This is a genomic window from Paraburkholderia dipogonis (genome assembly GCF_042680985.1).
GTDB classification, from domain to species: Bacteria; Pseudomonadota; Gammaproteobacteria; order Burkholderiales; family Burkholderiaceae; genus Paraburkholderia; species Paraburkholderia phytofirmans.
This window is the reverse complement of record NZ_JBHUFR010000004.1, coordinates 152010-178401: the sequence shown is the minus strand read 5'-3', so window position 1 is coordinate 178401 and position 26392 is coordinate 152010. Positions and strand designations below refer to the sequence as shown.

Genomic DNA, 26392 nt, shown 5'->3' with positions numbered 1-26392 from the left:
TATGTGGGGTTAAACGCGTTCGAAGATAGCTGCAATGCCCTGCCCTCCGCCGATACACATAGTGACCAGCGCGTAACGGCCGCCAGTGCGCTGAAGCTCTGCGAGAGCCTTGGTCGTAATGATCGCGCCGGTGGCGCCTACCGGATGGCCTAGCGAGATGCCGGAGCCGTTTGGATTAACGCGGACGGGATCGAAACCCAGTTCACGAGTCACTGCCAGAGCTTGCGCTGCAAACGCCTCGTTAGCTTCGATGACATCCAGATCCTTAATCGACAGACTGGTACGGGACAGCACTCGCTGCGTTGCCAGGACCGGCCCGATACCCATATACAGCGGCTCGCAACCGCTGTGAGCGTAGCCCACGAGTCGAGCTATCGGAGTCAAGCCCAGCGAATTCACAGCGCGGCCCTCGGCTAGAACGACAGCACCCGCGCCATCATTCAACCCCGAGGCGTTACCTGCGGTAACCGTGCCGCCATCCTTCTTGAACACGGGCTTCATCTGGGACAGCGACTCGACGGTGACTTCAGCCTTTGCGTGCTCGTCGGTGTCAAATGCGATCACACCCTTACGCGTCTTAATCTCGACCGGGACGATCTGGTCTCTGAAGCGACCTTCACGAATAGCATTCACTGCACGCTGTTGGCTTTCGGCTGCGAGTTCGTCCTGTTGTTCACGCGTAATGCCATAGCGCGCGGCGACGTTCTCAGCGGTAATCCCCATATGCACTTTCTGCCACGGATCATGAAGAATACCGTTCATGTAATCAACCATGCCCGTATCGCCCATGCGTTGCCCCCAGCGAGCAGCAGGAACGATGTAAGGGCCGCGTGACATGGATTCGGCGCCACCGCCAACAGCGACTTCGCAGTCACCGAGAGCAATCGACTGCGCCGCGCTAATGATCGCTTGTAGACCCGAACCGCAAAGTCGGTTCACGTTAAATGCCGGGGTGTCTTCCCGCATACCCGAATCGATAGCGACAACTCGCGACAGGTAGGCATCACGGGGAGCGGTCGGAACGACGTTGCCCATAACCACGTGGCCCACCGCGTCAGCCGGCACGGAATTACGCTCCAGCGCCGCACGGACGGCCGTTGTGCCGAGGGTAGTGAGTTCAACGTCCTTGAGCGAGCCGCCAAAGGTTCCGATAGCGGTACGCGCCGCTCCAACCACAAAGATTTCACGATCCATCTTCAATCCTGTTCCATTGCGATAGTTGTTCAGCACTAGCGGCTAACCGCGCTCGAGAATAGTCACGCCGCTCACGCCGGGCGCACCGTACACGTGCGTAAAACCCAGTCGCGGGTTGTTCGGCACCTGACGCGAACCTGCCTGATTGCGCAGTTGCAAACTGATTTCGATGACTTGGCGCAAGCCAGAAGCACCGACAGGTTCGCCATTCGCGAGGCATCCGCCATCGGTATTGATAGGCAGGCGGCCGTTGATTTCCGTAGCGCCTTCGCGGAGCAAGCTTTCTTGCTCGCCGTGCTCACAGAACCCATTTTCCGCCATGTGAATGATTTCGGATCCCGAATCAGTATCCTGCAATTGGATGACGTCGATATCTTCTGGCCCGACGCCCGCTTCCTCGAACGCTGCCCTGGAGGCTGTCACTGTTGGAGCGGACACCTGTTGCGCCATCAGTGCAGGACTGAACACTTCGAACGAACCGTGGTGGCGAGTCCTGACTGCCGCCGAGCGGATAGTCACGGGATTAGCTTGATACTTCTTGGCCAGCCTGGCCGCGCACAGGACGATCGCTGCGCCGCCCTCTGCTGGATTGCAGAACATGAACTTGCGAAGAGGCAGGCTCACGGCGCTCGATTCGGCGACTTGGTCGTAATCGAGTTCTTGCCTGCGCCATGCGTTTGGATTCAGTGCTCCGTTGCGCGATGCACGTTGAGCAACCTGAATCAGGGCATCATCCGTAATGCCGTATTCGTGCATATAGCGACGGGTCTTCATCGCGAAGAACTGGGTCGTGAGCATCAAACCCATCTCGCCGTACCATTCTTCGAGACCCCAGTCTTTAGGCAAGGGATTGAAAGCCCCACGCGGATGCTTATCGAAACCAACGGCAACACCGATGTCAGCCGAGCCCGACCGGATAGCGGCAATGACGGCTGCAAGAGATGATCCGCCCGTCGCGCAGCCATTGGCTACGTTGACGAAAGGCAGGCCGGTGAGACCCAGATCGTTGGCAAGCGCATCTGCGTTGCCGGCGTCCTGTGACCCGCCGTATGCAACCTGAACCTGATCCCACGTAATACCCGCATCTTTAAGGGCTTCTCGCACAGCATGGGCGCCTTGTGCCCGACCCGATACACCATCGAAGCGCCCGAATCGGTGCATGCCTACGCCGATGATCGCGACATCGTTACTCATTGCCTTGAACTCCTCGGATATCAGATCCTGCGGGCGAGAACACAAACGTCACGAGGTCAGCGCCCTCAGGTGTTTTCCCATATGTTTTGAGCGACATCGTCATCGGCATACCGATGTTCAGTTTGTCGGCGACGGCAACAGACAAACGACTCTCGATCTTGATACCGCAAGGCATCTCGATATAGCCAACACCGTAGGGCTTGAAAGTGGCATCGGTCTCGCCGCTGTTGTAGGGTGTCTTCGGCAAGAAGCTCTGGATCGTCCACGTCCACAAGGTTCCGTGACGTCCAAAGTTAAATCGACTCAGATTCGTGCTAGTGCAGCGCGTACACCCAGACGCCGCGGGGAAATAGGTTTCGCCACAGTCAGCACACTGATTCCCCACCAGAGTCGCAGTGCCATGTGCATCGTGCTCAATTGCCGATGGGCAGGCTAGTACATAATTGTCAGCATTCATGTTCAGGTCGCTTTCCTGGATAGCTCGGGTAGTTTTACAACCACCTACAGTACTTATTTCCAACCGGCCGTTTGAGCTGCCGTGATACCGAACGTTATCGCCAATGCAAGACCGCCCGCGTAGCCGATACCGTATGCGCCACCGGCATCCGAGCCTGCTGCGAGAAGACCCGAAAGCACGGAGCCGTCGTCCTTGAGCACGCGCGCTTCGGTATCAATCATCAGACCGCCGAACGTAAACGTAATAGCTGAATACACTACGAGAGCGTAGTACTCGCCATCCAGCGGGATAGCCGATTCACGCCGCGGAGGATTCAAATTCTCCCAACCATTGGTAGCGCCTTCCTGATACTCTGCAAGGCTCTTCACGACTTGCGCACCGTCGAAACCGTGAGCTATAGCGAACTTCTCCAGTTGAGCAATGTTCGTTGTGTGTACGCCTTCACCGCCATTCTCGATAGCGACTTTGTATTTATCCAGCGGGGGCGCAGAAAGCACAACGTGCGCCGTCGCGTACGTTTCCTGAATACGTTTGTCCCACAGCACGATAGCGCGCGCATTGGTTTCGAAAACCGTACGATACGTGTTCGTATGATCGCCTTCGGTTTCATCGCAGTAACGGAAGCCCTGCTCGTTGAACAGCAGAGAGTGGTCGCTGTGGTATTGGCTGAGGCCCGTGTAGTAGCGCTCTTCGCCCCAGTTCGGGCTCTTCGTCACCAGGTGGCCATAGAAGCCCTTATTGTCCTTGTTGAAGACGCCACCGGCCTCCGTACCCAGACGGATACCATCACCTTGCGAAACCGGGTTGGAGCGCAGGAGAAGGTTGCGCGCGTTTTCATGGATGTTTTGTGCACGGAGTTCGGGCGAACCCTGATAGCCACCCGTTGCGAGAATAGTGTTCGTAGCGACGACGTCTACAGTGCCATCGGCACATACAGTGCGAGCCCCGATGACTCTCCCTGTGTCGTCTTTAAGCAGCGTTTCGGTCGTTGTCTCGTAAACGATATAGCCGCCCGCCTTTTCTACCATCTGAATGCAGTCGTCCAGATGGTGGATCAGATCGACGGCGTAGCCACGGCCATGCAGGACGTTCATCGCAGGACTGACCTGAATGCCGCGTGAGCGTATCCACGCGAGCGCCTGAGGATAGGCGTCGAGCACGACAGCGCCCAGCTTGGGATCGCCGCAGCCATATGTCGACATTTTGGAAGCTGAAGTCGCTGTCCAGACAACGCCTCCGCTCAACACAGCCGAGCCACCTCGCGTCGATGCTTTCTCAACTACGACAACGCGTGCGCCTCGCTCAGCGGCCCAACCAGCGGCAGACAATCCTGCCATGCCGGAGCCGAGGACCAGGAGGTCGCATTCCATTTTTTCGTGACTCACGCTGTCTCCTTTAGATCTACGCAGATTCAGATGGAAATAACTGCTTGACACCTTCTCCTGAGATCAGGTCTTATGGCAACCAATGATACTCGACCGACTGGTCGGGCGTCAACCACGGCAAGTACGTGGCGGGCACCGTGGCCTACAAGCAAGTAACCCCATAGTTACCCTTGTTGACATTTTTTATTAGCGTCAAGTAGATTCGCCACCTGCTCGAGTACCGCAGTAGTGCTGTAGGCAATTTATCTAATCAAGGATGCCATCGATTAGAACTACCGATCATTAAAAAAATGAGCGTTAACCTCTATGTCCGTCAATGAGTCAGGACCCAGAGTGCGACCACTAGCCCACACGCTTTACGTCTATGGATACCAGAATTTCCCACAAATAGTTCGAAGATTTGGAGACGTATAAACATGAAAAAAACGCTTCTCGTTTTGACTGTACTTGCTTCGTTTGCTCAAGCAGCACACGCGGAATCCAGCATGATTTTGTACGGCGTCGTAGATGCCCCTCTTGAGTTCGTCACTAACCAGGCATCGGGCCCGCCCAGCTTGGGCGCAAACGGCCTTCCCGTACCGAAGCCAGGCGGCAATCGTTGGTCCCTGAATTCGAGCGGTGGTCTGTCGAACTCGCGCTGGGGCTTCAAGGGCAACGAGGACCTAGGCGGCGGCCTGTCGGCATTCTTCCAGTTGGAGAACGGTTTCGGCCTGACTACCGGCCAGCTCCAACAGGGCGGTCGTATGTTTGGCCGTATGGCGTTCGTCGGACTTAAGTCGGCTGACTGGGGCGCTATCTCGCTCGGTCGTCAGTACACGTCGTTGCTCGAAGTTATGGCAACGCTCGGACCGATCAACCTGGCAACCATGTACGAGCCGGTCACTGTAGAAACGGGTAGCAACTACCGTCAAGACAGTTCAATCAAGTACGTCGGAAACTTCGGCAGGGTCACGGTCGAAAGTCACTACAGCTTTAGCGCGGCTCAAGTGAACTTCAATGGTCGTCCGGTCGCTAACGGCGGCAATGGTCAGATCCCTGGTCACTTCCACGACAACACGGCATGGGGTATGGGCGCGACCTATACGGACGGCCCGATGCTGTTGGCGTTCGGCGTTGACCAACTCTTCCCGTCAATGGCGACTACGGGTACAGGTGATAACTGGACTGCTACCAAGATCGCTGTTGGCGGCAGCTATATGGTCACCAGCGACCTGAAATTCATGGGTGGCTACAGCTATGGGCGTACCACCGACCAGAACGACATTGTTGTTTATCGGGGCGACTACTTCTGGGCTGGCGCTCAGTATTCGTTCACTCCCTTCATCAGGAGCGGCCTTGGACTTTATTACAATCACCTGTCAACGATGAAGACGAGCGCCACTGCGGCTGATGCCCGTATCGGTAACCCGTGGCAAATCAGCTTCTTCACCAGCTATTTCCTGTCGAAGCGGACCGACGTGTACGTCGTCACGGCATATGCACGTAACTCAGCTTTAGACATGGACAACACGGGTAACAGCAACATCGATGCTTACTACCTCGCGCAAGGTGCGAAAGACCAGTTTGGCGTGACTATTGGCATTCGTCACCGCTTCTAATCCAGAAGGCGCCTTAGGATCCAATTCGCTGTTCCAAGTATTGACTTTGTGAGTGGCGGTGGTAAATTGGTCACTCGACCGCATGGTCGGTCGAATATCTCAGGATACGGCTCTCGCCCTTCCGGGAAGGGCTGGTATCCGGCACTGCACTGTTATGACTATTACTAACACAGGAACTGACATGAGCGAAGTGAACCAAGAGAAGGACGTGATCCAGTACGAAGTTGCTGACAACGGCATCGCTACGATTTGGCTGAATCGTCCGCACGTTCGCAACTGCGTGAGCCCGCAACTGCTGAAGGATCTCGAAGCTGCCGTTGACCGCGCAGCGGAAGACAATAGGGTTCTCGCCGTGGTGTTCCGTGGCCGTGAAAACACGTTCTGCGCAGGCGCTGACCTCGGCCAGCTCGTCGGTCCGGTGCTGCAGGAAACGTCTACGTCGCTGCAACTGGCAATCGACTCGGCACGTACGTATGACAAGATATTCAACATGAAGAAGCCGACCATCGCGGCTGTCGACGGTTACGCAGTCGCCGGCGGTTTTGAGCTGATGATCTCGTGTGACTTTGCACTCGCAACGGAAGAAGCCAAGGTGGGTGACTTCCATATCCGCCGCGCTCTCTTCGGCGGTGCAGGCCCGATCTATCGTCTGCCGCGCATGATCGGTATGCGCAAGTCGAAGGAACTGATGCTCACGGGCAAGCTGCTGACGGGTAAGGAATGTGTAGAATGGGGCCTGATGAGCGCATGCGCGCCGCGCGCTGAGTTCGACCAGTTGATCCAGGATTTCTGCGCGCCTCTGATCGACAAATCGCCGTTCTGCATGTGGATGACGAAGATGGCAGTCAACCGCGGCCTCGACGCAGACACGAACAGCCTGATCACACTTGAAACGATGACGTGTAACGTCGTCCACCACTCGGAAGATGCCAAGGAGGGCGTGCGCGCGTTCCTGGAAAAGCGCCAGCCGAAGTGGATCGGTAAGTAAGCAGACGGAGAACAACGATGACTGTAAGCCTTGTGATTTTGGCCTCTCGCCCGCCCGAGTGGACTGCGGAGCAGTTCACGACCTGGTGGCGAGGTGACCACGCCGCGTATGGCCGGAAATTGCCGGGCTTGCAGGCATATCGCCATGGGGTGATTGTGCATGACTACGATCACCCTGAAGGGCCCGCATACGACGGCCATGCTGTTCTGACGTTCCCGGATCGCGCGACTCTCGATGCAGCATTTGTATCGCAAGAATGGAAAGATGCCGTTGCTCACGTGGCCCGTATGAAAGGCAAGCGTATTGCCCTGATTACCGAAGAAGCAGATATGTATGCTCTTCACGCTCCTAAGGACGGCAACTGATGTCCACTCTTGAAAAAGGTTTCGTAGCTCAAAGTTTTCGTCTTGACGGACGCGTTGCGGTTATCAATGGCGGTCGCGGTGAGATGGCCATCGCAATGGGTGCAGCACTCGCTGACCTGGGCTGTAACGTAGTTTTCATGTCTCGCAAAGTAGAAGAATGCGAGGCCGTGGCAAATGACATCGGGCCGCGCTTCGGTGTGCGAACTCTGGGCCTGCGCTGCGATGTCTCGAACGAAGCTGAAGTTGAGGCTGCCGTTGCCCGAGTTGTCGAAGAACTGGGTCAAATCGATATTCTGATCAACAATGCAGGCGCTTCGTGGTGGGGTCTGCCTGAAGAAATTCCTCTCTCGGGCTGGCAGAAGGTGATGGACGTGAACGTGACAGGTACCTTCCTCGCCTGCCGTCACGTCGCGCGCCACATGATTGCACGCGGCCAGGGCGGCTCGATCATTAACGTAGCCTCCGTCGGCGCATATCTGTCCTACACGCCAGACAAAGGACAAGTCGTTCCGTACACAACAAGCAAGGCTGCGATTGTCCATCTGACAAGCAATCTCGCTGCGCAGTGGTCCTCGCACGGCATTCGCGTGAACGCCATTGCTCCCGGCTCTATCGAGACTGGAATGACGAAAACTGTTCCCGAGGATCAGAAAGCGAAACTGCTCGATGGCATCCTCTTGCGTCGGTTCGGCAAACCCATCGAACTTACGGGTACGGTCGCTCTACTGGCGTCCGACGCTGGCGGATTTATTACCGGACAAACCTATATCGTAGACGGGGGGCAGACAATTGCTTAACAACCGGATTACCGAATATACGGCCGATGGCCTAGCCTGGACCGACGCCTCGCTTTGGCAGCAGTTCAGTGCGCTGCACGAAGCAGATCCACAGGCACTCGCCGTCGTAGACGGGGCATCTCGCGGATGGAGTCGTTCAGAACTCTACGCGCTCGCGACGCTGATCGCTCAAGAACTCAGCGCCAGCGGTATCGGTGTTCACGACCGCGTGATGCTCGAAGGCCAAAAGACTGCGAATACATTCGGCGCAGCACTCGCGATCTCCTGCGTTGGTGCCGTTGCCTGCCCCTATACGCCGGATCTCGGCAAATCGGAACGCAGTGTCATCGAACAGCGTCTCGGTCACGTAGCGCTTATCGGTTCGTCGGACGCCGACTCAAAAGCGATCCCCGGCGTCAAAGACCTCTACCTCACTCTGTGCGAACGTCAGGATCGCATGTGGGACGAAGCCGACAGGAAGGCCGCGCTTATTGCCTTCACTTCCGGCACGACGGGCATCCCCAAGGGCGTGATGCATTCTGTGTCCGGGATGAATTACGCTACACGTGCCAGTGCCAGGATTGCCGGTCTCGAACCCGGCGATGCGATTGTCGGCGTAGTGCCCCTCGGAAGCGCACCCGGATTCACATTCACGCTGCACTTCGGCCTGTCGCTGGGCCATCCGTTGATCATCGTCGATGCGTGGGACCCTCGCCGTGCGCTCGAACTCATGGAAGAGTATAACTGCCGTTGGGGTATGTGTGTCCCGACGCACCTGCACACGATGGTCGAGTGTGCTCGTTCTGGTCAGTGGTCGAAGCGTAGCCGGCTGAAAGCTCTCGCAGTCGGTGGTTCGGCTATGACCTCGCAACTGATTGCAGACGCTGACGAACTGCTTGGCATTCCGGTACTGCGCATGTATGGCATGTCTGAGTGCATGGGCCATTGCAGTGCCCTGCCCACGGACTCGCTGGAAGTACGTCAAAACTCAGACGGTAAGTCCTTTCCCGGCACTCAGGATCAAGCCCTCGACACTCAATTCAACCCGTTGCCCGCCGGTGAGCGCGGTCAAGCGGGTGTCAAGGGACCGTCGCTGTTCCTTAAGTACGCAGAAGGACTGGGCAGCCAGGAGTATCGACTGACGGAAAACGGCTACTTCCTGACCGGCGATGAAATCGTTGTCGGCCATGACGGCTATATCAAGGTTGTTGGCCGCTTGAAGGACCAGATAATTCGTGGCGGCTACAACGTTGACCCGGCTGAAGTCGAGGCCGCTGTGCTCAAGCACCCTGCCGTCGAAAACGCAATTGTCGTCGGTGTGCCGCACCCGAAACTCGGCGAGCAAGCTTGTGCTATCTGTGTCATCCGGCCGGGTTTCCCGACCTTGCAACTGTTGGATTTGACGGCTCATATGGAAGCCATCGGGCTGACGAAGAAGAAGTGGCCTGAGCATCTTGTGATCGTCGACAAAATGCTTGTTACCAGTACCGGCAAGGTCGACAAAAAGACCTTGCGGAAAAACGCTATTGCGCTGCTGAGCGCAAGCTAGTTCGTGCGGTGGGTCGGAAGCGAGACCATTGCGGCAAGTGGAAGAGGAATGTGTGGCGCACTGATTACTCATCAGTGCGCCCACCCATTTATGAATGGTGCACCAGGCGGTGTACGGTCACTTCTTCTCGATCGGCCACGGCTACCGGTCAGATCGAACTCCGGCTAATACACATAATCCATTCAAATTCTAAAAAGGGCCTCTCTCTTTGTTTGAAATGCAAGCTCCACGTACCGGCGAGCTCGAGAGCAGCGGTTACATCTTGTCCATCTGGGAAGCTCCAACAACCCATGCCGACAGACCACTGGTCAGGACAGCGCAGACTAACGACTCCGCGATTTCGGTATCAGTCCCACCCGCAGTTCTCGCACCCTTCATGTGGACGTTCGTCCAGTCGCTATAGTCGGCGGCGAGGATAGTTACAAGCATCAGTTCCGAATACTTCGCCCCGAGCGGCGTGCCGTTGATCGTGCCTTCGCGCATCAGGTAGTAGGCTTCGCTACCTACGGGAAGCAGATCGATCAGCTTGCCCAGCGACGGAGGAATGGCGCCGAAGTAGTTGAGGAAGTTCTGTTCGACCTGCCCCGCCTCAACGTCGATGACCGGCATAGCCGCCGCGGGAGATTCAAGCTGGTACTCAGCGTCCAGGAGGGCCAAGAACCGCAATGCAGCGCCTTCGCCACGGGAACTACTGAGAATGATACCCGCCGAGCTAGCCTCCTCGTACGTGAGGCCCAGCTGGTGCGCACGCGCGAGTTCACGCTCGGCCATCTCACGATAGCCCTTCGTGTTCGCAGCTACTGCTACGTACAGAGCCTTGATACGTGCAGGAATAGCACCGTCCGTATTGACGATTTGACGCCACCGCGAATAGCCAGCGAGCGTATAGGGAGCGATCTTGCGCAGTACATTCGAGTCCAGCAGCGGACTCATGCTTTTCGTTTCCATTTCGTTCTCCGCGATTATTGGCAAGTGACACCGCCATCGACAACCAACTCAGAACCCGTCATGTAGCTGGACTCATCGCTAGCCAGGAACAGGAAGGCATTAGCGATGTCCCGCGCCTTGCCGAAACGAGCGAGAGGCGTGTGAGCTAGAAATTCTTTAGCGAGTTCCGGTTTTGCGTATGCCGCTGCTGTCAGTGGAGTCTCAACGTGACCCGGGTGAACTGAGTTGCAGCGAACACCGTTTCCGGCCTCCGCGCATTCGAGTGCAGTGACCTTGGTCAGCATCCTGACACCACCCTTGGCTGCGCAGTAGGCGCTTGCGTTAGGTCCTGCCACGATGCCGCGCATGGACGACATATTGACGATCGAGCCGGAGCCTGACCTGGCGAGCAGAGGCATCATGTACTTCGTGCCCAGGAACACGCTATCGAGGTTCACGGCAACGGTTGCTTTCCAGTCTTCATACGAGAGGTTAGCAATCGATTGGAAGTGTCCGAAACCCGCATTGTTGATCAGGACATCGAGCTTGCCGAAACGATTCATAAGAGTAGCTTCGAGATCCTTCCACGCCTGCTCCGACGTGACGTCAAAGCAGGCACTATCAGTCTCGGGACTAATCTCCTGGATCCTGGCGAGTGCTTCCGCCAGCAACGGTCCGTTGCGGTCAGCGAGGACCACAACGGCCTGCTCTTCAGCAAACCGTTGTGCCGTGGCAAAGCCAATACCAGAAGCCGCACCTGTTACAAGTGCAACCTTATTAGCAAGTCGGCTCATTGCGCTTTCATCTCCCCGCTACGGATATCGCGCTTCGTCATTTCCAGCAGCGTGGCGAAGTGCGGATTTTCCCGATTCTGAATAGCTGTATGACGCTCCTTGATCGCCTCGTCGAACGCCGTGGTCGTGATCGCGTACAGTTGATTGGCGCGGATAGCAGCGACCACAATGCCCGCTGCCTCCGCCGGCGACAGGGCGCCGCTGTACATCTTGTCTGCGACTGCCTTCAGCTCCTGCGTCTCTTCGAGAGCGCCGCCTTCCGGTTGCAGTTCTTGCGGACGGTTGCGTTCCGACTGATAGATCTTCGTATTGACGAGACCCGGAATCAAGGCCGTTACGCCGATCTTCGAATCACGCTCCTTCAGACCCGCATACAGCCCTTCAGTGATGCGCAGAGCCGCATGCTTGGCCGCGCCGTAGGCAACCGATGCGGAACCGCTGACGATACCTGCGATCGAAGCCGTGACAACGATATGACCATCCGTGCCTTGTTCGAGCATGCGCGGGACAAAGCTACGGATGCTGTTGACGACGCCCATCATGTTGACGTCGAACGACCACTTCCAATCCTCGATCGGGTATTCCCACACTGGACGATAGCGGCCCGAGGGAACGACACCTGCGTTAGCACACAGGACATCGATCGAACCGAAGGTATCGACAGCAGCCTTGGCCAGGGCCTCGACCTGATCGCCCTTCGTCACATCGGTGCGAACTGCCAGAGCCTGGTGCCCTGCATCTTTCAGAGCTTGCGCAACACGCGCCGCTTCTGCTTCGTTGACGTCAGCGACAACGACTTTCGCGCTTTCGCTAGCAAAGCGCCAGCAGAGTGCTTCACCGATACCCGAACCGCCGCCCGTAACTACCGCCACTCGACCTTCGAACGATTGCATTTGATTCTCCACATATCAGCTGTGCCCGGCCATCTGTTAGTCATCCGGGCACTATTGAATTCAGGGTGCCAGGTGCACTCTGCCGAATGATCTGAGCACGTTACAAGCTCAAGCCGAGGCGTTGACCTTCCAGCATTGCGTGTGAGACACGACGCGGACTGACGCAATCGCCGATGGAATGTACTTCCATGGTAGATTCTTCGAGCGCATCAATCAGAGCAGTTCGTGAAGTACGGCCCGTCTGGATGACAACGAGCTCGCATTCATACTCCGTCGTTTCACCGGAACCACCATTCATCAGCGAAACGCCCTTCCCGGTAATGCGATCGAGAATAGACAGCACACGATACTCAGTGCCGCAGCTACCCAGACGTGCAATCAAAGGCCCGATACTCTCCGTGGAAATCTGTCCTGCGACACTCACACCGGGACTCGCGATCGTGATCTTCCAACCTGCGTTCATCAACGCTTCGGCGACGCCATACGTCCACCAGAATGCGGATCCATCGTCAATAACGATCGCCCGTCTCAGACCGTGAGGCATGGGCATTTCCTGATCGATGACTTCAAACCACGTCCTGACGTGTGGGCCCGCTTGTTCTTCCGATAACGGATTCGGCTGCGAGCCCGTAGCAATGACAGCGACGTCAAAGCCGCCGAGTTCGGAAGCCGATTCAATGCGACGATTCAACTCCACGGTGACACCGAGTCGACGAATCTCGCTTTGCAAATAATCGATGAGATTTCGTAGATCGCTACGGCCCGGCAACGAAGCGGCGTAGAGGAACAGACCCCCGAGCCCATCCGTTGCTTCAAAAATCGTTACCTGATGACCACGGTCAGCCGCAGCACGCGCCGTCTCGAGCCCACTTGGGCCACCGCCGATGATGGCGATCTTCCGCTTACGCAGCGGACCTTTGATGGTGAATTCCGGTACCATCTCACGACCAGCGCGAGGATTCACTGCGCAGTGGAGATGCGGAGAAAATGCACGACATTCCTGATTCAGACCAACGCAGGGACGGATACGCTCAGATTGGCCGGCACGAGCCTTAGTGACCCAGTCAGCGTCAGCGATGAATGCTCGCGCCATCCCGATCATGTCCGCCTGACCTTCAGCAAGCACCTTCTCTGCGATCTCGGGGCTATTGATCCGCTGGCCGACAATCACAGGCAAGCCCGGAGCTTGACGAATCAGGCCGGCCGCACGTGCTGCAATAGCCTTCGGCTGCGTTGCATCCTTGACGTAGAGGCCGCGCGTACCCATCGTAATGCTGAGATAGTCCGTGAGTTCGTCAGCGGCGATGAGTTTGCTAATCTGTACTGCATCGGGGATTTCCATCCCATCCGCGATTTCCTCCGAAGCGCTAAGACGCAAGCCGAGCATGAAGTCTTCGCCGCAGTGCTTGCGGATAGACTCGATGACCATACGCAGGAAACGCATACGATTTTCGAGCGAGCCGCCCCATCGATCATCACGGAAATTCGTAGCCTCGGACAAGAATTGTCCGACGAGATACCCGTGTGCTCCGTGAATCTCTACGCCGTCGTGACCCGTAGCTTTGAGGTTGGCTGCCGAGATACCGAACGCTTCAACGATCTCGAGAATCTCTTCCTCATTGAGCTTCTTGGGACCATACGGGTCGCGCGGGCTATGGATCACCGAAGGAGCGAGCGGTGCGTTCTCGAACTCACCACCGATAGTTTCACGTCCAAGGTGCAGGATTTGACCTACGATTTTCGTGCCATGCCTGTGCACAGCGTCCACGCGCTTTTGCAGGGATTCGAAAACAGCCTCGTCGTATGGGGCAACGAGTTTGCCTGAGCGAATATACGACGTACGAGACACTACGGCAGCGCCCGTGATAATCATTGCAAGACCGGACTTTGCACGCTCCTCATAGTACGCAATGTCTGCGTCCATGATCGCGCCATCTTTGATCATCGAGGTGCCATGCGGCAGTGCCACGAGTCGATTTTGAAGTTCGACATTGCCAATCCTGAAACTTTCAAAAAACCGCGGAAAAGCCTGAGGCCGTTTTTCGCATGCCATGTTCTCGTCTCCTATTTTTGTCTACCGCTAGAGCACGGATGCGCCACCATCGACGGTAAGCTCAGTACCCGTCGTATACGACGAGTCGTCAGATGCGAGATACAGCGCGGCGTTCACGACTTCAGGGGTTTGGCCCATACGACCGAGAGGAATACGCGCGAGACGCCTGTTCATGGCCTCGACATCCGAGAACGTAGTCCGGAGCATTGGCGTATCAATCGGGCCGGGGTGAACCGAATTGCAGCGAATGCCATCCCTGGCATATTGAGCGGCAGTCGTCTTCGTGAAGATCAGGACAGCGCCTTTGGAGGCAGCATATGCCGCTTCCATATGAGTCCATTGTCCGAGTGCCGCAATCGAAGATATGTTCACGATAGAACCGGACCCGGCACGGCGCATCTCAGGTATAGCGATCTTCGTCCCGAGGAACACACCACGCACGTTCACAGCCATCACCCGATCCCACTCTTCTACCGTCCGCTCTTCGATAGGAGCGACCTTTGGAACGATGCCTGCGTTGTTCACCAGGATGTCCAGCTTGCCAAAGTTGTCGACGGCATCCTGAACCGCGCGTTTCCATTCCACTTCGTTGGTGACGTCGAGCTTGACGTACCTGGCAGAGCCGCCGGTCCTGATAATCTCATTCACAACTTCCGAGCCATCAAGCACGTCAGCTACGAGTACCGCTGCCCCCTGCTGTGCAAACACGCGCGCCATCTCGGCACCAAGACCCCGTGCTGCCCCCGTAATCAGTGCGACGTTGTCAATAAGCTTGCTCATTCTCGACGTCCAGATTCAAGTTAACTTAGCTTCGCATAAAGGAGATCACGCGGTGCCACGTTGAGAGCGACACAGCGTGTACGACTGCAGCACTTAAACAACCGCTTCTTTAAGAAGTTCAGCTTCCTTAACGGGTTCCTTGTTCAAAACTTCGTTGGGAAGATGTACCGAACTACGCCAGAACATGAATGCCGAGACTAACGACGCGCAGACCGTAACGGAAATCGCATAACCCAGACCCTGCACGCCATAGGCAGCCGTGAACTTGTCGCTCAGGAAGCCAGTAACGAGAGGTCCGAGTCCCAGGCCGATCAGCGACACCACGAGGGTCAGCACGCCAGACGTAAAGCCGCGAATGTTAGCGGGCATCATCTGGTGAGCAACCGCCACGATCGGGCCGTAGTAGACGAGCATCATCGTCATCGTGATCGCGCCGAGCACCATCGATACGGCGTGAGACGGCACGAGGTACTGGACGATCGCAATCGGGACCATGATAAGCTGCGAAATCGCGATGACGCGCGGTCGACCGCGAACGTCCCTCGAACCGAAGTAGTCCGCGAGTCTCGCGCCGGCATAGATACCGATCGCGGAGCCGATACCGTTCACGAGTGCCAGATAGTACGAAACCGTGGGCAGTGGTATCTGGTGGACACGCACGTAGAACATGGCATTCCACGAGTTAACCGAATACCATGCCCAGGCGTGGAAGCCGCCCGCAAGAACGAGCCAACGATAGGCAGTTTTGCTCCACAGGATTTTCAGCGCTTCCGCTGTAGACGGCGCGGGTGCCTTCGCCACCTCAACCGGATCGAACGTGCCACGCTTCGGTTCCTTTGCGAACCACATGAACGGCACGACGATCAGGCCAGCCAGACCGATAACGAAAAACGCTTCACGCCAACCGATGTTAGTCACGAGCCAACCAGCGCTGGAGTAACCCAAAAGGATCCCGACGGGCAGCGACAGGCCGAAGATCGCGATTGCCGTAGCACGTTTATCAGGCGGATACAGGTCTGAGATAATCGAGTGCGATGCCGGGATCGATCCAGCCTCCCCAACAGCGACGCCGATACGGAAACCCAGGAGTGACCCGAAGCCGGCTGCGATACCCGTGAGTGCCGTGAAACCAGTCCAGACTGTCAACGCGCCTGCTACAAGACGACGACGTTGCCAGTAGTCAGCCAGGCGCCCGATGGGCACACCGAGTACCGCGTAGAAGATCGCGAAGGCTAGACCTGTGAGCATGCCCAGTTGGGCATCGGTCAAGCCCAGTTCCTTCTTGATAGGGATTTGCAGGATAGAAAGAATCGTGCGGTCAACGTAGTTGAACACCGACACCATGAACAGCAAGAAAAGAATGTATTTACGTTGGGCGGCGCTAACCATTATCTGCCTCCCCGGTAAAGCACATACGATTCGTCCTGCGCTCCATGCTTATGCCTCTCATAAGCATGGGCGGTTACGCCTATGTACCTCATAGTATCTCCTTGTGTCTCAAACTGATTAGTGTTTGGCTGTTTTTTATAGACCAACGTCTATTGCTTTTGACTCCACGCGTCTTACGTCGCGGCAAGACGAAACCTGATAGGCGACTTCCACTCGATTTTCTTAGAAATCTCAAGATGCTGCTGATTATTTCTTTTACAACATGCCGCGATGGTGGCGAATACCCACATAGATGCTCATGAACCGGTAAACAGAGGCGTGCGTCGCTGCTGGAAAGCAGCGACGCCCTCCTTGAAATCATTCGTTGCCGCACACTCGCGAAAACCCAGACGCTCAGCTTCGAGTTGAGAATTCAAGCTTCGGTCGAACGAATTTCGAATCAGGTTTTTGACGACGCCAAACGACCGTGTAGGCCCGTTAGCGAGTCGATCTGCGAGGCTCATCGTCTCTTGAGCCAGTTCACCCTTGCTGACTATGCGGTAGACCAGACCGAGACGCTGCGCTGCCTGTGCATCAAAGGTCTCGGAGAGCAACGTGATCTCCATAGCCTTATGCAAGCCCACCGCACGAGGCAGCGTCCACGAACCGCTCACGTCCGGGTTAGCGCCGATCTTTGAATACGCCATGTTGAACTTCGTGTTGTCCGCGGCGATCACCAGGTCACACGCCAGCGCCAGGCTCACGCCAGCCCCTGCGACCGCGCCGTGAACACTACCGATCACTGGTGCCGACATCTGGGAAAGTATAGTCACCGCCTCGTTCAGCGGTTTAATCAGCGCGTCGGCAACATCGGCAGCATGACCGGGGTCTGCAGTGAATTCAGCGAGATCGCCGCCAGCCATAAACGCCTTGCCCTCGCCGCGCAAGACAACGCAACGAACACCGGGATCGCCGGCAATCCGTTGGCACACAGACAGGAAGTCGGACGCCAACTGTACGTTTGCGGCATTCAGCACCTGGGGGCGATTCAGTACGATTTCGACAATCGCTCCCGAACGAAGCGCGAATACTGCTGCATTCTTTTCACTCATTGCGCCACTCCTTACTCAGAAACTAACGCCCCAAGGGAGATCGAATGGGGCATTCCATATCTAGTGCTGGCTCTTGCTGCTAGCCAATGTCAGCTTGACAAAATTCTCAAAGTGGTGATCGAGACTGCCGAGCAAGACTGCATTGACTATCAAGCGACGAAAATAGTGGCTCACGTCGAGTTCCTCGGTAATGCCGATACCCCCGTGCATCTGAACAGCTTCATTACCTACAATGCGAGCCGTCCTGCCGATATACGACCTTGCTCCGCTGATGATCCGACCTCTGTCTGCATGAGGTTGATTCATTGATAACCGCGCAGCCTTCGTGAGCGCTCCGACTTCCTGCTGAATCATGTACATGTCAGCCATGCGATGCTGGAGTGCCTGGTTAGCACCCAGGGCCTTGCCGAATTGCTTGCGCACCTTCAGGTAATCAGCAGTGGCCCCAACCAGCGCGTTGACAATACCGAAAGTCTCACCGCAGAGCGCTACTACACCCTCGTCTGCGACGTTAGCCAATACAGCCTCTACTGTCTCAGCGCTGTTGTCAGTACCCAGCCGCTGGGCGACTACGCCTTCAAAGTTGACTGATGCAGCACCACGCCCATCGACCAATCGATAATTTTTTCGAATGCAGTCCTGTGCCGCGACTACGCAAACCTGAAGTTCGCCGTCTGCATCTTTTGCCGGCACGACGAACTTGTCGGCTAAATCACCGTGCAACACCATAGGTGCAGTACCGCTCAGTCGATTCTTCGATGCTGTCAGCCACTGCAAAGGTGGCGCTGCAGGATCAAGCACTGCGAGCTTTACCGATCCATCAATCAGAGTCGGAAGAATCTGATCCTTCTGCTCCGCGCTGCCCAACAGGGAAACCAATCGGGTTCCGATGACAGCACTCGATAGAATTGGCTCCATGAGCATGCGATGGCCGATAACTTCCATGAGCGGACCCAGTGTAGTGGGGTCAGCATCGAGACCGCCGAAGTCTTCTCCCAGTGTCAAAGCCAGCCAGCCAAATTCAGCATAGTCTCTCCACGCCTGCTCGCTATAGCTCCGAGCCCCCTTGAGTACTGCGTGACGCTTCTGGAAGTCGTAGTGATCGGTCGTATAGCGCCCAATGCTCTCAGCGAGCAGAGCGAGCATTTCCTGATCTGCACTCATAGTCCGAGAACGGCCTTAGCAATAATGTTGCGTTGGATTTCCGATGCACCGCCGAAGATCGTGGCCGCACGGTTATAGAAGTGATCTTTAAGTACCCCAGCCGCATCGTCGGGGCCAATCGGCGGTTCGGTTCCGTTGTGCAGCGCCTCGATATCGAACGGAAGCCCTTCAATACCGAGAGCTTCAACCGTAGCTTCCGCGACGTCCTGGTACAGTTCCGATGAACGGATTTTGATTAGCGAGGCCTCGCCGCCATTCTCCGTATCGTTCATCATGGCTTCAACAGACTGATATGCCACCTGTTCGAGTGCCAGGAATCGCAGTTCGAATTCACCGATGCGGTTACGCGTTAGCGGGCTTTCGAGTTCACCACGCTCTGCGGCAGCGAGCTTGAGTCGATCTAGTGCGTGACGGACCATGCCGACTGTAGCGCCAGCCGTACGCTCGTTCTTGAGCAGGAACTTGGCATACGTCCACCCCTGCCCTTCAACGCCGACCAGGTTTTCAACAGGGACGCGAACGCTTTCCAACCACACTTCATTCACATGGTGATAGCCGTCCATCGTGTCGATCGGTTTGACCGTCACGCCTTCGCTCTTCATGTCGATGAGCAAGAATGAAATACTGTTTTGCGCCTTGGTCTGAGAGTCGCCGGTACGCACGAGGCAGAACAGCCAATCGGCCCACTGCGCGTAGGTCGTCCACACCTTCTGACCATTGACGACATAGTAGTTACCGTCACGAACCGCGGTCGTGCGCAATCCTGCCAGGTCAGAGCCTGCACCGGGCTCGGAATAGCCTTGAGCCCAGAAGTCTTCGTTGTTGACGATGCGCGGCAGGAATCGTGCTTTCTGCTTCGGCGATCCGTACTTATAGATAACCGGTCCTACGTACTTGACGCCGAACGGAATCACCCACGGGCAACCCAATCGAGCAAACTGATCCTCGAATGTGAAACGTTCGAGCGGAGACCAGTCTTGCCCACCATGCTCTACGGGCCAGTGTGCGGTACCCCAATTCTTTTCCTGCAACAATCGCATCCAGCAAAGATAGTCCTCTTTGCTCAGTACCTGGTGACGTCGGGACCGATCGAGAAGACCGGCAGGCATCTCGGTCTTACAGAATTCGTGTATTTCCGAACTTAATGCCTCAGCCCGCGCGCGTGCAGATTTGATCGTATCGTCCATATGATTGTCGCCAAATAGAATCGATAGAGGCATGGTACAAGGCCTCTCGTGATTGGATTACACAGCCCCGCCAGCGAGTGCGAACTCCCATGCAGCCTTAGCCAGCGGTTTAATCAGCTTAGTCACTGTATCCGCATGAGCCGACGCAGCGTTGCCCTGCGAAGCCCGTTGTGCGACGCCTTGCAGAATGGCGGCGACACGGAACAGGTTGTATGCTTTGTAGAAGTCGATGTTCCCTTCGATCCTGAATCCCGTGCGTTCGCAATAGCTCTCGACGTACCGTTCAAAACTGGGAATACCCAAGGCATGCAGGTCTGCGCCGTTCAACGTGCCGCGAGCATCGACGCCCTGCGGCCTGTACCACTCCATAGTGTGATACATGAGATCACCCATCGGGTGTCCGATGGTCGACAGTTCCCAATCCAGAACCGCAACTACACGAGGCTCAGTCGGATGGATTAGCAGATTGTGGAAGGAGAAGTCGCCGTGAGCAATGCACGAGCGCTGATCGTCCGCTGCGACCTGACCAGGCAGCCACGCGATCAGCTTATCCATTTCTGCAATGTCTTCCGACTTCGAAGCTTCGTACTGTGTCGACCAACGCGAGATCTGGCGCGAGAAGTAATTTCCGGGACGACCGTAGTCCAGCAGGCCGATCTGGTTGTAGTCGATCGAGTGCAATCTCGCGAGCGTTTCATTCGCAGAATCGTAGATCGCCGCCCGGTCTTCACGACTAACGTCCGGCATTTTGCAATTCCAGAAAGCACGTCCGGGTACGAAGCGCATGACATAGAACATGCTGCCGATAATGCTGTCGTCTTCGCAAAGCACCAGCGCTTGAGGGACAGGAATGCCGCCTGCAACCGAAAGCGCTTTGATGATTCGAAACTCTCTGTCCACCGCGTGTGCCGACTTCAGCAGCACGCCTTCAGGCTTACGGCGCAATACATACTTGCCGCTCCGTGTTTCAAGCAAAAACGTAGGGTTAGACTGCCCGCCCTCGAATTGCTTCACGATCATCGGGCCGCCAAATCCCGGGATCGTGTCATTCAGATACGTGGCAAGACACGCTTCATCGAAGCGACTCCCTTCACGAACTGAACTGACTTCACCAATGTAGCGCTTAGGCTCAGCAGCCTGCATTTTCAGCGTACTCAATCTTGTAGCCCTCTATAGCTGTATGAAAACGAGACCGGTAGGTCTCGCCTTCGATTATTTCGAGTACGCGCGGATATCGCTATACTGGCGGCCTTCCTGCTTCTTGAACTCCAGTCGGGCGACGGCACGGCAATGCACTTCATCAGGGCCATCGGTAAGACGCACGATACGCGTATTGGCATACATCTCAGCCAGGCCAAAGTCCTGGCTCACGCCACCACCGCCGTGAGCTTGAATTGCCATATCGATGATGCGTTCGGCGACTTGCGGAGCGATGACCTTAATCATTGCGATCTCTCCTTGCGCCTCCTTGTTGCCCACAGTGTCCATCATGTGTGCAGTCTTCAGGCACAGCAGACGAACCATTTCGATATTGATTCGAGCGTGGGCGATACGCTCTTCCCAAATCGAATGTTCGTGAATTCGCTTGCCGAACGCTTCCCGCGACATCAAACGGATAACCATGCGCTCGAGTGCGACTTCAGCTGAAGCAATCGTACGCATGGCATGGTGAATACGACCCGGCCCAAGGCGACCTTGCGCGATTTCAAAACCGCAACCTTCACCCACAAGTATGTTTTCTGCGGGCACGCGAACGTTATCGAGTACGACTTCGAAGTGGCCATGCGGCGCGTGGTCGTAACCGAACACGTTCAGATGACGTACAAGGGTCACACCGGGAGTACCGACCGGCACGAGAATCATCGATTGCTGGCGATATGTCGAAGCCGTAGGGTCTGTCTTTCCCATGACGATGAAGAACCCACACTTGGGATGGCCAGCGCCCGACGACCACCACTTGCGACCGTTGATCACGTACTCGTTGCCATCGCGCCTGATTTCCGTTTGTATGTTGCGCGCATCCGACGAAGCGACAGCAGGCTCCGTCATCAGGAAAGCCGAACGCGTGAGACCGTCACGCAGCGGAATCATGAACTGCTCTTTCTGGCTCGGCGTACCGTAGCGGTGCAAGACTTCGAAGTTACCGGTGTCGGGCGCCATGCAGTTGAACACTTCCGAAGCGAACGAGACTCGCCCCATGAGTTCCGCGATCGGTGCGTACTCGACATTCGTCAGCCCGACGCTGGTGAAGTATTCGTCGTCATGGCTCGAGGGCGGCATGAAGATATTCCATAGGCCTGCGGCTTTGGTCTTAGCCTTGAGCTCTTCGAAGATCGCCGGAGTTTCGTTCCAGCGATCCATCTTTGCGTGCTGTTCGTGATACGTGGGGATCGCGGGATAAACGTACTCGTTCATGAAAGCTTCGACACGGCCATACCACTCTTTCGATTTTTTCGATTGCTCGAAATTCATCCAAGTCTCCCTAAGACAATGCTCATGACGTGCACGCCCTTTGCTGCAATACAGAAACGGCGTGCTATCGCGTACTTGCTATTGACTGGAGGGTACTCGACCGACTGGTCGGGCGTCAACCGTGCGCCTACATATTTTCCCGAAAAACCGAGTTTCCCAGGGTTACTAATTAGGGCTGACATGGGGTTGACGCCCGACCAGTCGGTCGATAGCATGGATACAGCATTTTCTATCGTTTTCGTAGACTTCCATCTGAGCAAACTCATGGCCGTGAACCCACTGATCGAATCAGAACTGCTGCGCGAAATCGCGCCCTACACGCTGTCGGGCTACCAACTGTTCCGCGATATCGTAGAGATCGATGGCGCGATTCCCGCGAAATTCAAGACTCTGTTCGTCGCTGTTGCTGCGATCAACAAGGGCTACACCGACGTCGCCAGCCGTGCGCTCTCTATCGCGCAAGAGCTCGGCCTGACCAACAAAGAGGCAATCTCGGGATTGATCCTCCTGAGTAGCCTTCGCGGTGAAGGTGCGGCGCTCGCATATCAAGGCGTGATCAGCCAGGTGTATCCGCGCGATCCCAAGAGCCCGATCGTTGACTATGAGCACCAGGTCGTAGCTCCGGGCGAGGCCGAGGCTGATTTCAGGAAATACTTCGGCACTATCCCCGTTCCGCTTCAGAAAATGCTCGATTTGTCGCCCAAGGGTGCGGACGCGTACTACTTGATGCGCAAGGGAACGATCTACTGCAACACCATCGAGCCGAAATACGCGGAATTATGCCTCGTCGCCGTGCTCGCTTCGGATTACAGCCCGATGGTTGCTCGCCATATCGGCGCAGCACGTGCCGTCCAGGCGACGGATGCCGAACTCGTCGAAGCTATTCTGTGCTCCGTTCCTTCTGCGGGCATCGCGGCCGTAATGGCCGCTGCCGCACACCTCTGATACACCGCAGGTTCCGCAATGAAAAACAGAAACTGGATACTGGCTAATCGCCCGCAGGGCGCCATCAAGTCAGGCGACTTCACACGCGAAGACCGAGACATGCCCGTTCCTGGGGACGGTGAAGTGCTGGTACGTGTTCTGTATCTCGCTATGGACCCTGCTATTCGCGGACTCATGAATGCGTCGGGCAACTACGCTGCACCGTTGCCGCTAGGAGCGCCCGTGCGCGGAGTTATGCTCGGACAAATAATAAGAACGGGACCGGGTGCTGAGCTCAGTGAAGGTCAGTTCGTATGGGGCTTCGGAACGTGGAGCGACTACGTTGTCGCTCCTGCATCACAGTTTTACGTCGTGGAAGCGGACGCTGATTCGGATCTCGCGTCCTTTACGCACGTGCGGGGCACTATCGGCCTGACTGCCTATTACGGTCTTCTCGACGTTGGCGATTTCAAATCAGGCGATACGGTACTTGTCTCGGGTGCATCTGGAGCAGTCGGCTCCCTCGTAGGCCAGATCGCAAAGATTAAAGGCGCGTCCCGTGTCGTCGGTATTGCGGGTGGCAGCGCTAAATGCCAACGCGCGGTCGATGACTACGGCTATGACTTTTGTATCGACTACCGCTCAGGTCGCGATCTGAACACCCAGCTAGACACGATTCTCCCTGAAGGGATCGATCTGCTGTTTGAAAACGTGGGCGGCTCGTTATTTGAAGCATCGCTTAATCACCTGGCGCGGAATGCGCGGATCGCAATTTGCGGCATGATTAGCCGCTACAACGCCTCTAACGATCAACCAGGGCCTTCGAATCTTTGGAACCTCGTTGTCAAGACTGCACAAGTCCGCGGTTTCCTCGTCAGCTCCATTCTCGGAGACAGAGCTCGAACGCAGGCAATGTTCAAGTCTATCAATGAATGGATTTCCGAGGGCCGGTTGAAATACGACATTGATATCCGGGAAGGGTTCGAGGCTATACCCGATGTCTACGACTGCCTCTTCACTGGAGCGCATAAAGGCCGCCTGATTGTCAAGGTCGCGGACCCTGTACGCTAAGTTACCCACAACTCAAGAACTCAAATGTCCTACGTTTCCTACTCAAAATCGAACGGTATTGCTGTCGCTACGATCGACAACCCGCCTATCAACGCGCTCGGCGTCGGCGTTCGTCGCGGTCTCATGGACGCGATCGAGCGCGCGCAAGCTGAAGACGACGTAGAAGCGCTGGTCATTGCATGCGCTGGCCGTACATTCGTTGCAGGTGCGGATATCAGCGAGTTCGGCAAGCCGTACGAAGGACCCTCGCTGTACAAGATCCTCGACGCATTGGGCACGAGTTCCAAGCCATCTATCGCAGCTATTCATGGGATGGCACTGGGCGGCGGCCTCGAACTCGCGCTCTCGTGCACGTGGCGCATAGCTCAGTCGCAAGCCCAGATCGGACAACCCGAAGTGAAACTCGGTTTGATGCCCGGCGGCTACGGGACGCAGTGGTGGCTCCGACTCGCCGGGCCTCAAGTTGCTCTGGACGTATCGACATCGGGCAATCCTGTATCCGCAGAGCAAGCACACGAATGGGGTGTTATCGATTATCTGGTTAGTGACCCAGCCGTGGATCTCGTTTCGGCAGCGACAGACTTCGCGCAAGACTTGATTAGCAAGGGCACCCTCGCTCGGGACCTGAGCGCTATCAAAGGCTCTGATAACAACGTAGACCCCGCAGTGTTCGAAGTCTATCGTAAAAAAAATCAAAAGAAGTGGCGCGGCCTAGTGGCCCCGCAGAAGATTGTCGACGTCCTCGAAGCTTCCTGCGCGTTGACCTTTGACGAAGGTTGCGCACTCGAGAAGAAAGCGTTCCAGGAGTGCGAGCACAGCCCTGAAAGCATGTCTTTGCGTCACCTGTTCTTCGCTGAACGGGAAGCGGGCAAAGTTCCCGGCACTGACAAGGCAACGCCGCTGGATATCAAATCTGTAGCCGTTATCGGCGCAGGCACTATGGGCCAGGGCATTGCGCAAGCCTGTGCGAGCGCCGGCATGTCAGTCGTCATCGTGGACCGCACGTATGAAGCGCTAGAACGGGCTATCGTTGCTATTCAAGGCAACTACGAGACCTCAGTCGCTCGCGGTTCCATGGCTCGCGCAAAGGCGGATCGCGCATTTAATCTGATCTCGATCTCCAGCGACCTCGTGGCGGTTTCGAAGTGCGATCTCATTATCGAAGCTGTTTTTGAAGACCTCGGCGTAAAACAGAGTGTCTTCAGGGATCTGGATGCTGTAGCCAAACCTGAAGCTATCCTGGCGACTAATACCTCCACGCTCGATATCGATCTGATTGCGAACGTGACTCGTCGTGCGCAGCGAGTGGTCGGCATGCACTTCTTCAGCCCTGCTCACGTGATGAAGCTGGTAGAAGTTATCAAAGGTTCGCAGACCTCGGATGAAGTCTCTGCAACCATACTCAAGGTCACTAAAGCCTTGCGTAAGATCGCAGTGTTCGCCGGAAACGAAGAAGGATTTATCGGCAATCGTATTCTGGGTGCCTACGGCCGCGAAGCTGACTATCTTCTCGAGGAAGGTGCAACGCCGTGGCAAATCGACCGTGTACTCAATCAGTTCGGTTTCCCTATGGGCCTGTTCGCCATGCGCGATATGGCAGGCCTGGACGTAATCTGGCGCATTCGTCAGGAACGGGAACAGAAAGGCACGCGCCCTGCCTATGAGCGTTATTCTGTGCTCGCTGATCGAATCTGCGAACAGGGTCGATTCGGGCAGAAGACGGGTAGCGGCTATTACAGGTACGAAGGTCGCACTGCTACGCCCTGTTCAGAAATCGAGGCGCTGATCGTCCAGGTTTCGGCCGATGCCGGTATCGAACGCCGTGAGATCTCGGACGAAGCAATCGTCCAACGCATTATGTGCGCCATGGTCAACGAGGGTGCTCGCATCATCGACTCCCGTACAGCACAGCGCGCGGGCGATATCGACATCGTGTACACCAACGGATACGGCTTCCCGAGCTATCGCGGCGGCCCTATGTTCTGGGCGCAGCAAACGGGGCTACAGACGGTCTACAAAATGGTTCAGGAATATCACAAGCTTTACGGTGATACGTGGAGGCCTGCGCAGTCCCTCGCTGAAGCTGCCAGGACTAACCAGTGGCCTGTTTATCAAGCGTAATCGTATCGAAGCATTTAACA

General features: G+C 56.2%; 23 protein-coding genes. 8 read left to right on the top strand and 15 right to left on the bottom strand.

Annotation, left to right across the window (positions count from 1 at the left end):
- Positions 1-9 precede the first annotated feature (9 nt).
- Genes ACFSNN_RS04280 through ACFSNN_RS04265 form a run of 4 tightly spaced genes read right to left on the bottom strand, consistent with a single transcriptional unit; the run spans position 10 to position 4230 of the window.
- Positions 10-1194 carry an acetyl-CoA C-acyltransferase family protein gene (locus ACFSNN_RS04280; protein WP_134465999.1) on the bottom strand — a complete coding sequence of 395 codons (1185 nt, stop codon included), beginning with the start codon at positions 1192-1194 and terminating at the stop codon, positions 10-12.
- A gap of 42 nt (positions 1195-1236) precedes the next feature.
- Complete coding sequence (locus ACFSNN_RS04275; protein WP_134466000.1) at positions 1237-2388, bottom strand: thiolase family protein; 1152 nt, start codon at positions 2386-2388, stop codon at positions 1237-1239.
- Positions 2381-2845 (bottom strand): Zn-ribbon domain-containing OB-fold protein, encoded by a 465-nt coding sequence (locus ACFSNN_RS04270; protein ID WP_134466001.1) that lies wholly within the window; start codon positions 2843-2845, stop codon positions 2381-2383. The genes ACFSNN_RS04275 and ACFSNN_RS04270 overlap by 8 nt, the downstream gene beginning before the upstream one ends.
- A gap of 53 nt (positions 2846-2898) precedes the next feature.
- Positions 2899-4230, bottom strand: coding sequence for an FAD-binding protein (locus ACFSNN_RS04265; protein ID WP_134466002.1), 1332 nt, complete (start codon positions 4228-4230; stop codon positions 2899-2901).
- Between the two features lie 416 nt (positions 4231-4646).
- Here ACFSNN_RS04265 and ACFSNN_RS04260 point away from each other — a divergent pair, with 416 nt between their 5' ends.
- The 5 genes from ACFSNN_RS04260 to ACFSNN_RS04240 are packed head-to-tail and all read left to right on the top strand — an operon-like array spanning position 4647 to position 9506.
- Positions 4647-5828 carry a porin gene (locus ACFSNN_RS04260; protein ID WP_134466003.1) on the top strand — a complete coding sequence of 394 codons (1182 nt, stop codon included), beginning with the start codon at positions 4647-4649 and terminating at the stop codon, positions 5826-5828.
- Positions 5829-5880: 52 nt separating this feature from the next.
- A complete protein-coding gene (locus ACFSNN_RS04255) occupies positions 5881-6816 on the top strand; it encodes an enoyl-CoA hydratase/isomerase family protein (RefSeq protein ID WP_244323222.1) in 936 nt (311 codons plus the stop codon).
- A 17-nt stretch (positions 6817-6833) separates the two neighbouring features.
- On the top strand, positions 6834-7181 hold the full coding sequence (locus ACFSNN_RS04250; protein ID WP_134466004.1) for an EthD family reductase: 348 nt from the start codon (positions 6834-6836) through the stop codon (positions 7179-7181).
- On the top strand, positions 7181-7978 hold the full coding sequence (locus ACFSNN_RS04245) for an SDR family oxidoreductase (RefSeq protein ID WP_134466005.1): 798 nt from the start codon (positions 7181-7183) through the stop codon (positions 7976-7978). The genes ACFSNN_RS04250 and ACFSNN_RS04245 overlap by 1 nt, the downstream gene beginning before the upstream one ends.
- Positions 7971-9506 (top strand): class I adenylate-forming enzyme family protein, encoded by a 1536-nt coding sequence (locus ACFSNN_RS04240; RefSeq protein WP_134466006.1) that lies wholly within the window; start codon positions 7971-7973, stop codon positions 9504-9506. The genes ACFSNN_RS04245 and ACFSNN_RS04240 overlap by 8 nt, the downstream gene beginning before the upstream one ends.
- Before the next feature lie 255 nt (positions 9507-9761).
- Here ACFSNN_RS04240 and ACFSNN_RS04235 read toward each other — a convergent pair whose 3' ends face one another.
- From ACFSNN_RS04235 to ACFSNN_RS04185, 11 genes are all read right to left on the bottom strand, one after another.
- Positions 9762-10454, bottom strand: a complete 693-nt coding sequence (locus ACFSNN_RS04235) for a carboxymuconolactone decarboxylase family protein (protein WP_134466007.1) — start codon at positions 10452-10454, stop codon at positions 9762-9764.
- A gap of 14 nt (positions 10455-10468) precedes the next feature.
- Positions 10469-11227 carry an SDR family NAD(P)-dependent oxidoreductase gene (locus tag ACFSNN_RS04230; protein ID WP_134466008.1) on the bottom strand — a complete coding sequence of 253 codons (759 nt, stop codon included), beginning with the start codon at positions 11225-11227 and terminating at the stop codon, positions 10469-10471.
- Positions 11224-12120, bottom strand: coding sequence for an SDR family NAD(P)-dependent oxidoreductase (locus ACFSNN_RS04225; protein ID WP_134466009.1), 897 nt, complete (start codon positions 12118-12120; stop codon positions 11224-11226). Before ACFSNN_RS04225 ends, ACFSNN_RS04230 begins: the two co-directional genes overlap by 4 nt.
- A 100-nt stretch (positions 12121-12220) precedes the next feature.
- Positions 12221-14173 carry an oxidoreductase gene (locus ACFSNN_RS04220; protein ID WP_134466010.1) on the bottom strand — a complete coding sequence of 651 codons (1953 nt, stop codon included), beginning with the start codon at positions 14171-14173 and terminating at the stop codon, positions 12221-12223.
- A gap of 27 nt (positions 14174-14200) precedes the next feature.
- Entirely contained in the window at positions 14201-14953 is a 753-nt protein-coding gene (locus ACFSNN_RS04215; protein ID WP_134466011.1) for an SDR family NAD(P)-dependent oxidoreductase, read from the bottom strand.
- Between the two features lie 93 nt (positions 14954-15046).
- Positions 15047-16342, bottom strand: a complete 1296-nt coding sequence (locus tag ACFSNN_RS04210) for a spinster family MFS transporter (protein ID WP_134466012.1) — start codon at positions 16340-16342, stop codon at positions 15047-15049.
- A 296-nt stretch (positions 16343-16638) separates the two neighbouring features.
- On the bottom strand, positions 16639-17433 hold the full coding sequence (locus tag ACFSNN_RS04205; protein ID WP_134466013.1) for an enoyl-CoA hydratase/isomerase family protein: 795 nt from the start codon (positions 17431-17433) through the stop codon (positions 16639-16641).
- Positions 17434-17493: 60 nt separating this feature from the next.
- Positions 17494-18597, bottom strand: coding sequence for an acyl-CoA dehydrogenase family protein (locus ACFSNN_RS04200; RefSeq protein WP_134466014.1), 1104 nt, complete (start codon positions 18595-18597; stop codon positions 17494-17496).
- Positions 18594-19784: an acyl-CoA dehydrogenase family protein gene (locus ACFSNN_RS04195; RefSeq protein ID WP_134466015.1), complete on the bottom strand. Its 1191-nt coding sequence runs from the start codon at positions 19782-19784 to the stop codon at positions 18594-18596. Before ACFSNN_RS04195 ends, ACFSNN_RS04200 begins: the two co-directional genes overlap by 4 nt.
- 57 nt (positions 19785-19841) lie before the next feature.
- Positions 19842-20942, bottom strand: coding sequence for a phosphotransferase family protein (locus ACFSNN_RS04190; protein WP_134466016.1), 1101 nt, complete (start codon positions 20940-20942; stop codon positions 19842-19844).
- A 54-nt stretch (positions 20943-20996) separates the two neighbouring features.
- Positions 20997-22256, bottom strand: coding sequence for an acyl-CoA dehydrogenase family protein (locus ACFSNN_RS04185; RefSeq protein WP_134466017.1), 1260 nt, complete (start codon positions 22254-22256; stop codon positions 20997-20999).
- Positions 22257-22469: 213 nt separating this feature from the next.
- Between ACFSNN_RS04185 and ACFSNN_RS04180 the strand changes: the two genes are divergently transcribed.
- From ACFSNN_RS04180 to ACFSNN_RS04170, 3 genes are read left to right on the top strand one after another with little or no spacing between them, the layout of a single operon-like run.
- Positions 22470-23201 carry a carboxymuconolactone decarboxylase family protein gene (locus ACFSNN_RS04180; protein ID WP_244323225.1) on the top strand — a complete coding sequence of 244 codons (732 nt, stop codon included), beginning with the start codon at positions 22470-22472 and terminating at the stop codon, positions 23199-23201.
- Positions 23202-23219: 18 nt separating this feature from the next.
- Positions 23220-24251: an NADP-dependent oxidoreductase gene (locus ACFSNN_RS04175; protein ID WP_134466018.1), complete on the top strand. Its 1032-nt coding sequence runs from the start codon at positions 23220-23222 to the stop codon at positions 24249-24251.
- Between the two features lie 24 nt (positions 24252-24275).
- Positions 24276-26372, top strand: coding sequence for a 3-hydroxyacyl-CoA dehydrogenase NAD-binding domain-containing protein (locus ACFSNN_RS04170; RefSeq protein ID WP_134466019.1), 2097 nt, complete (start codon positions 24276-24278; stop codon positions 26370-26372).
- The last annotated feature ends 20 nt before the right edge of the window (positions 26373-26392 follow it).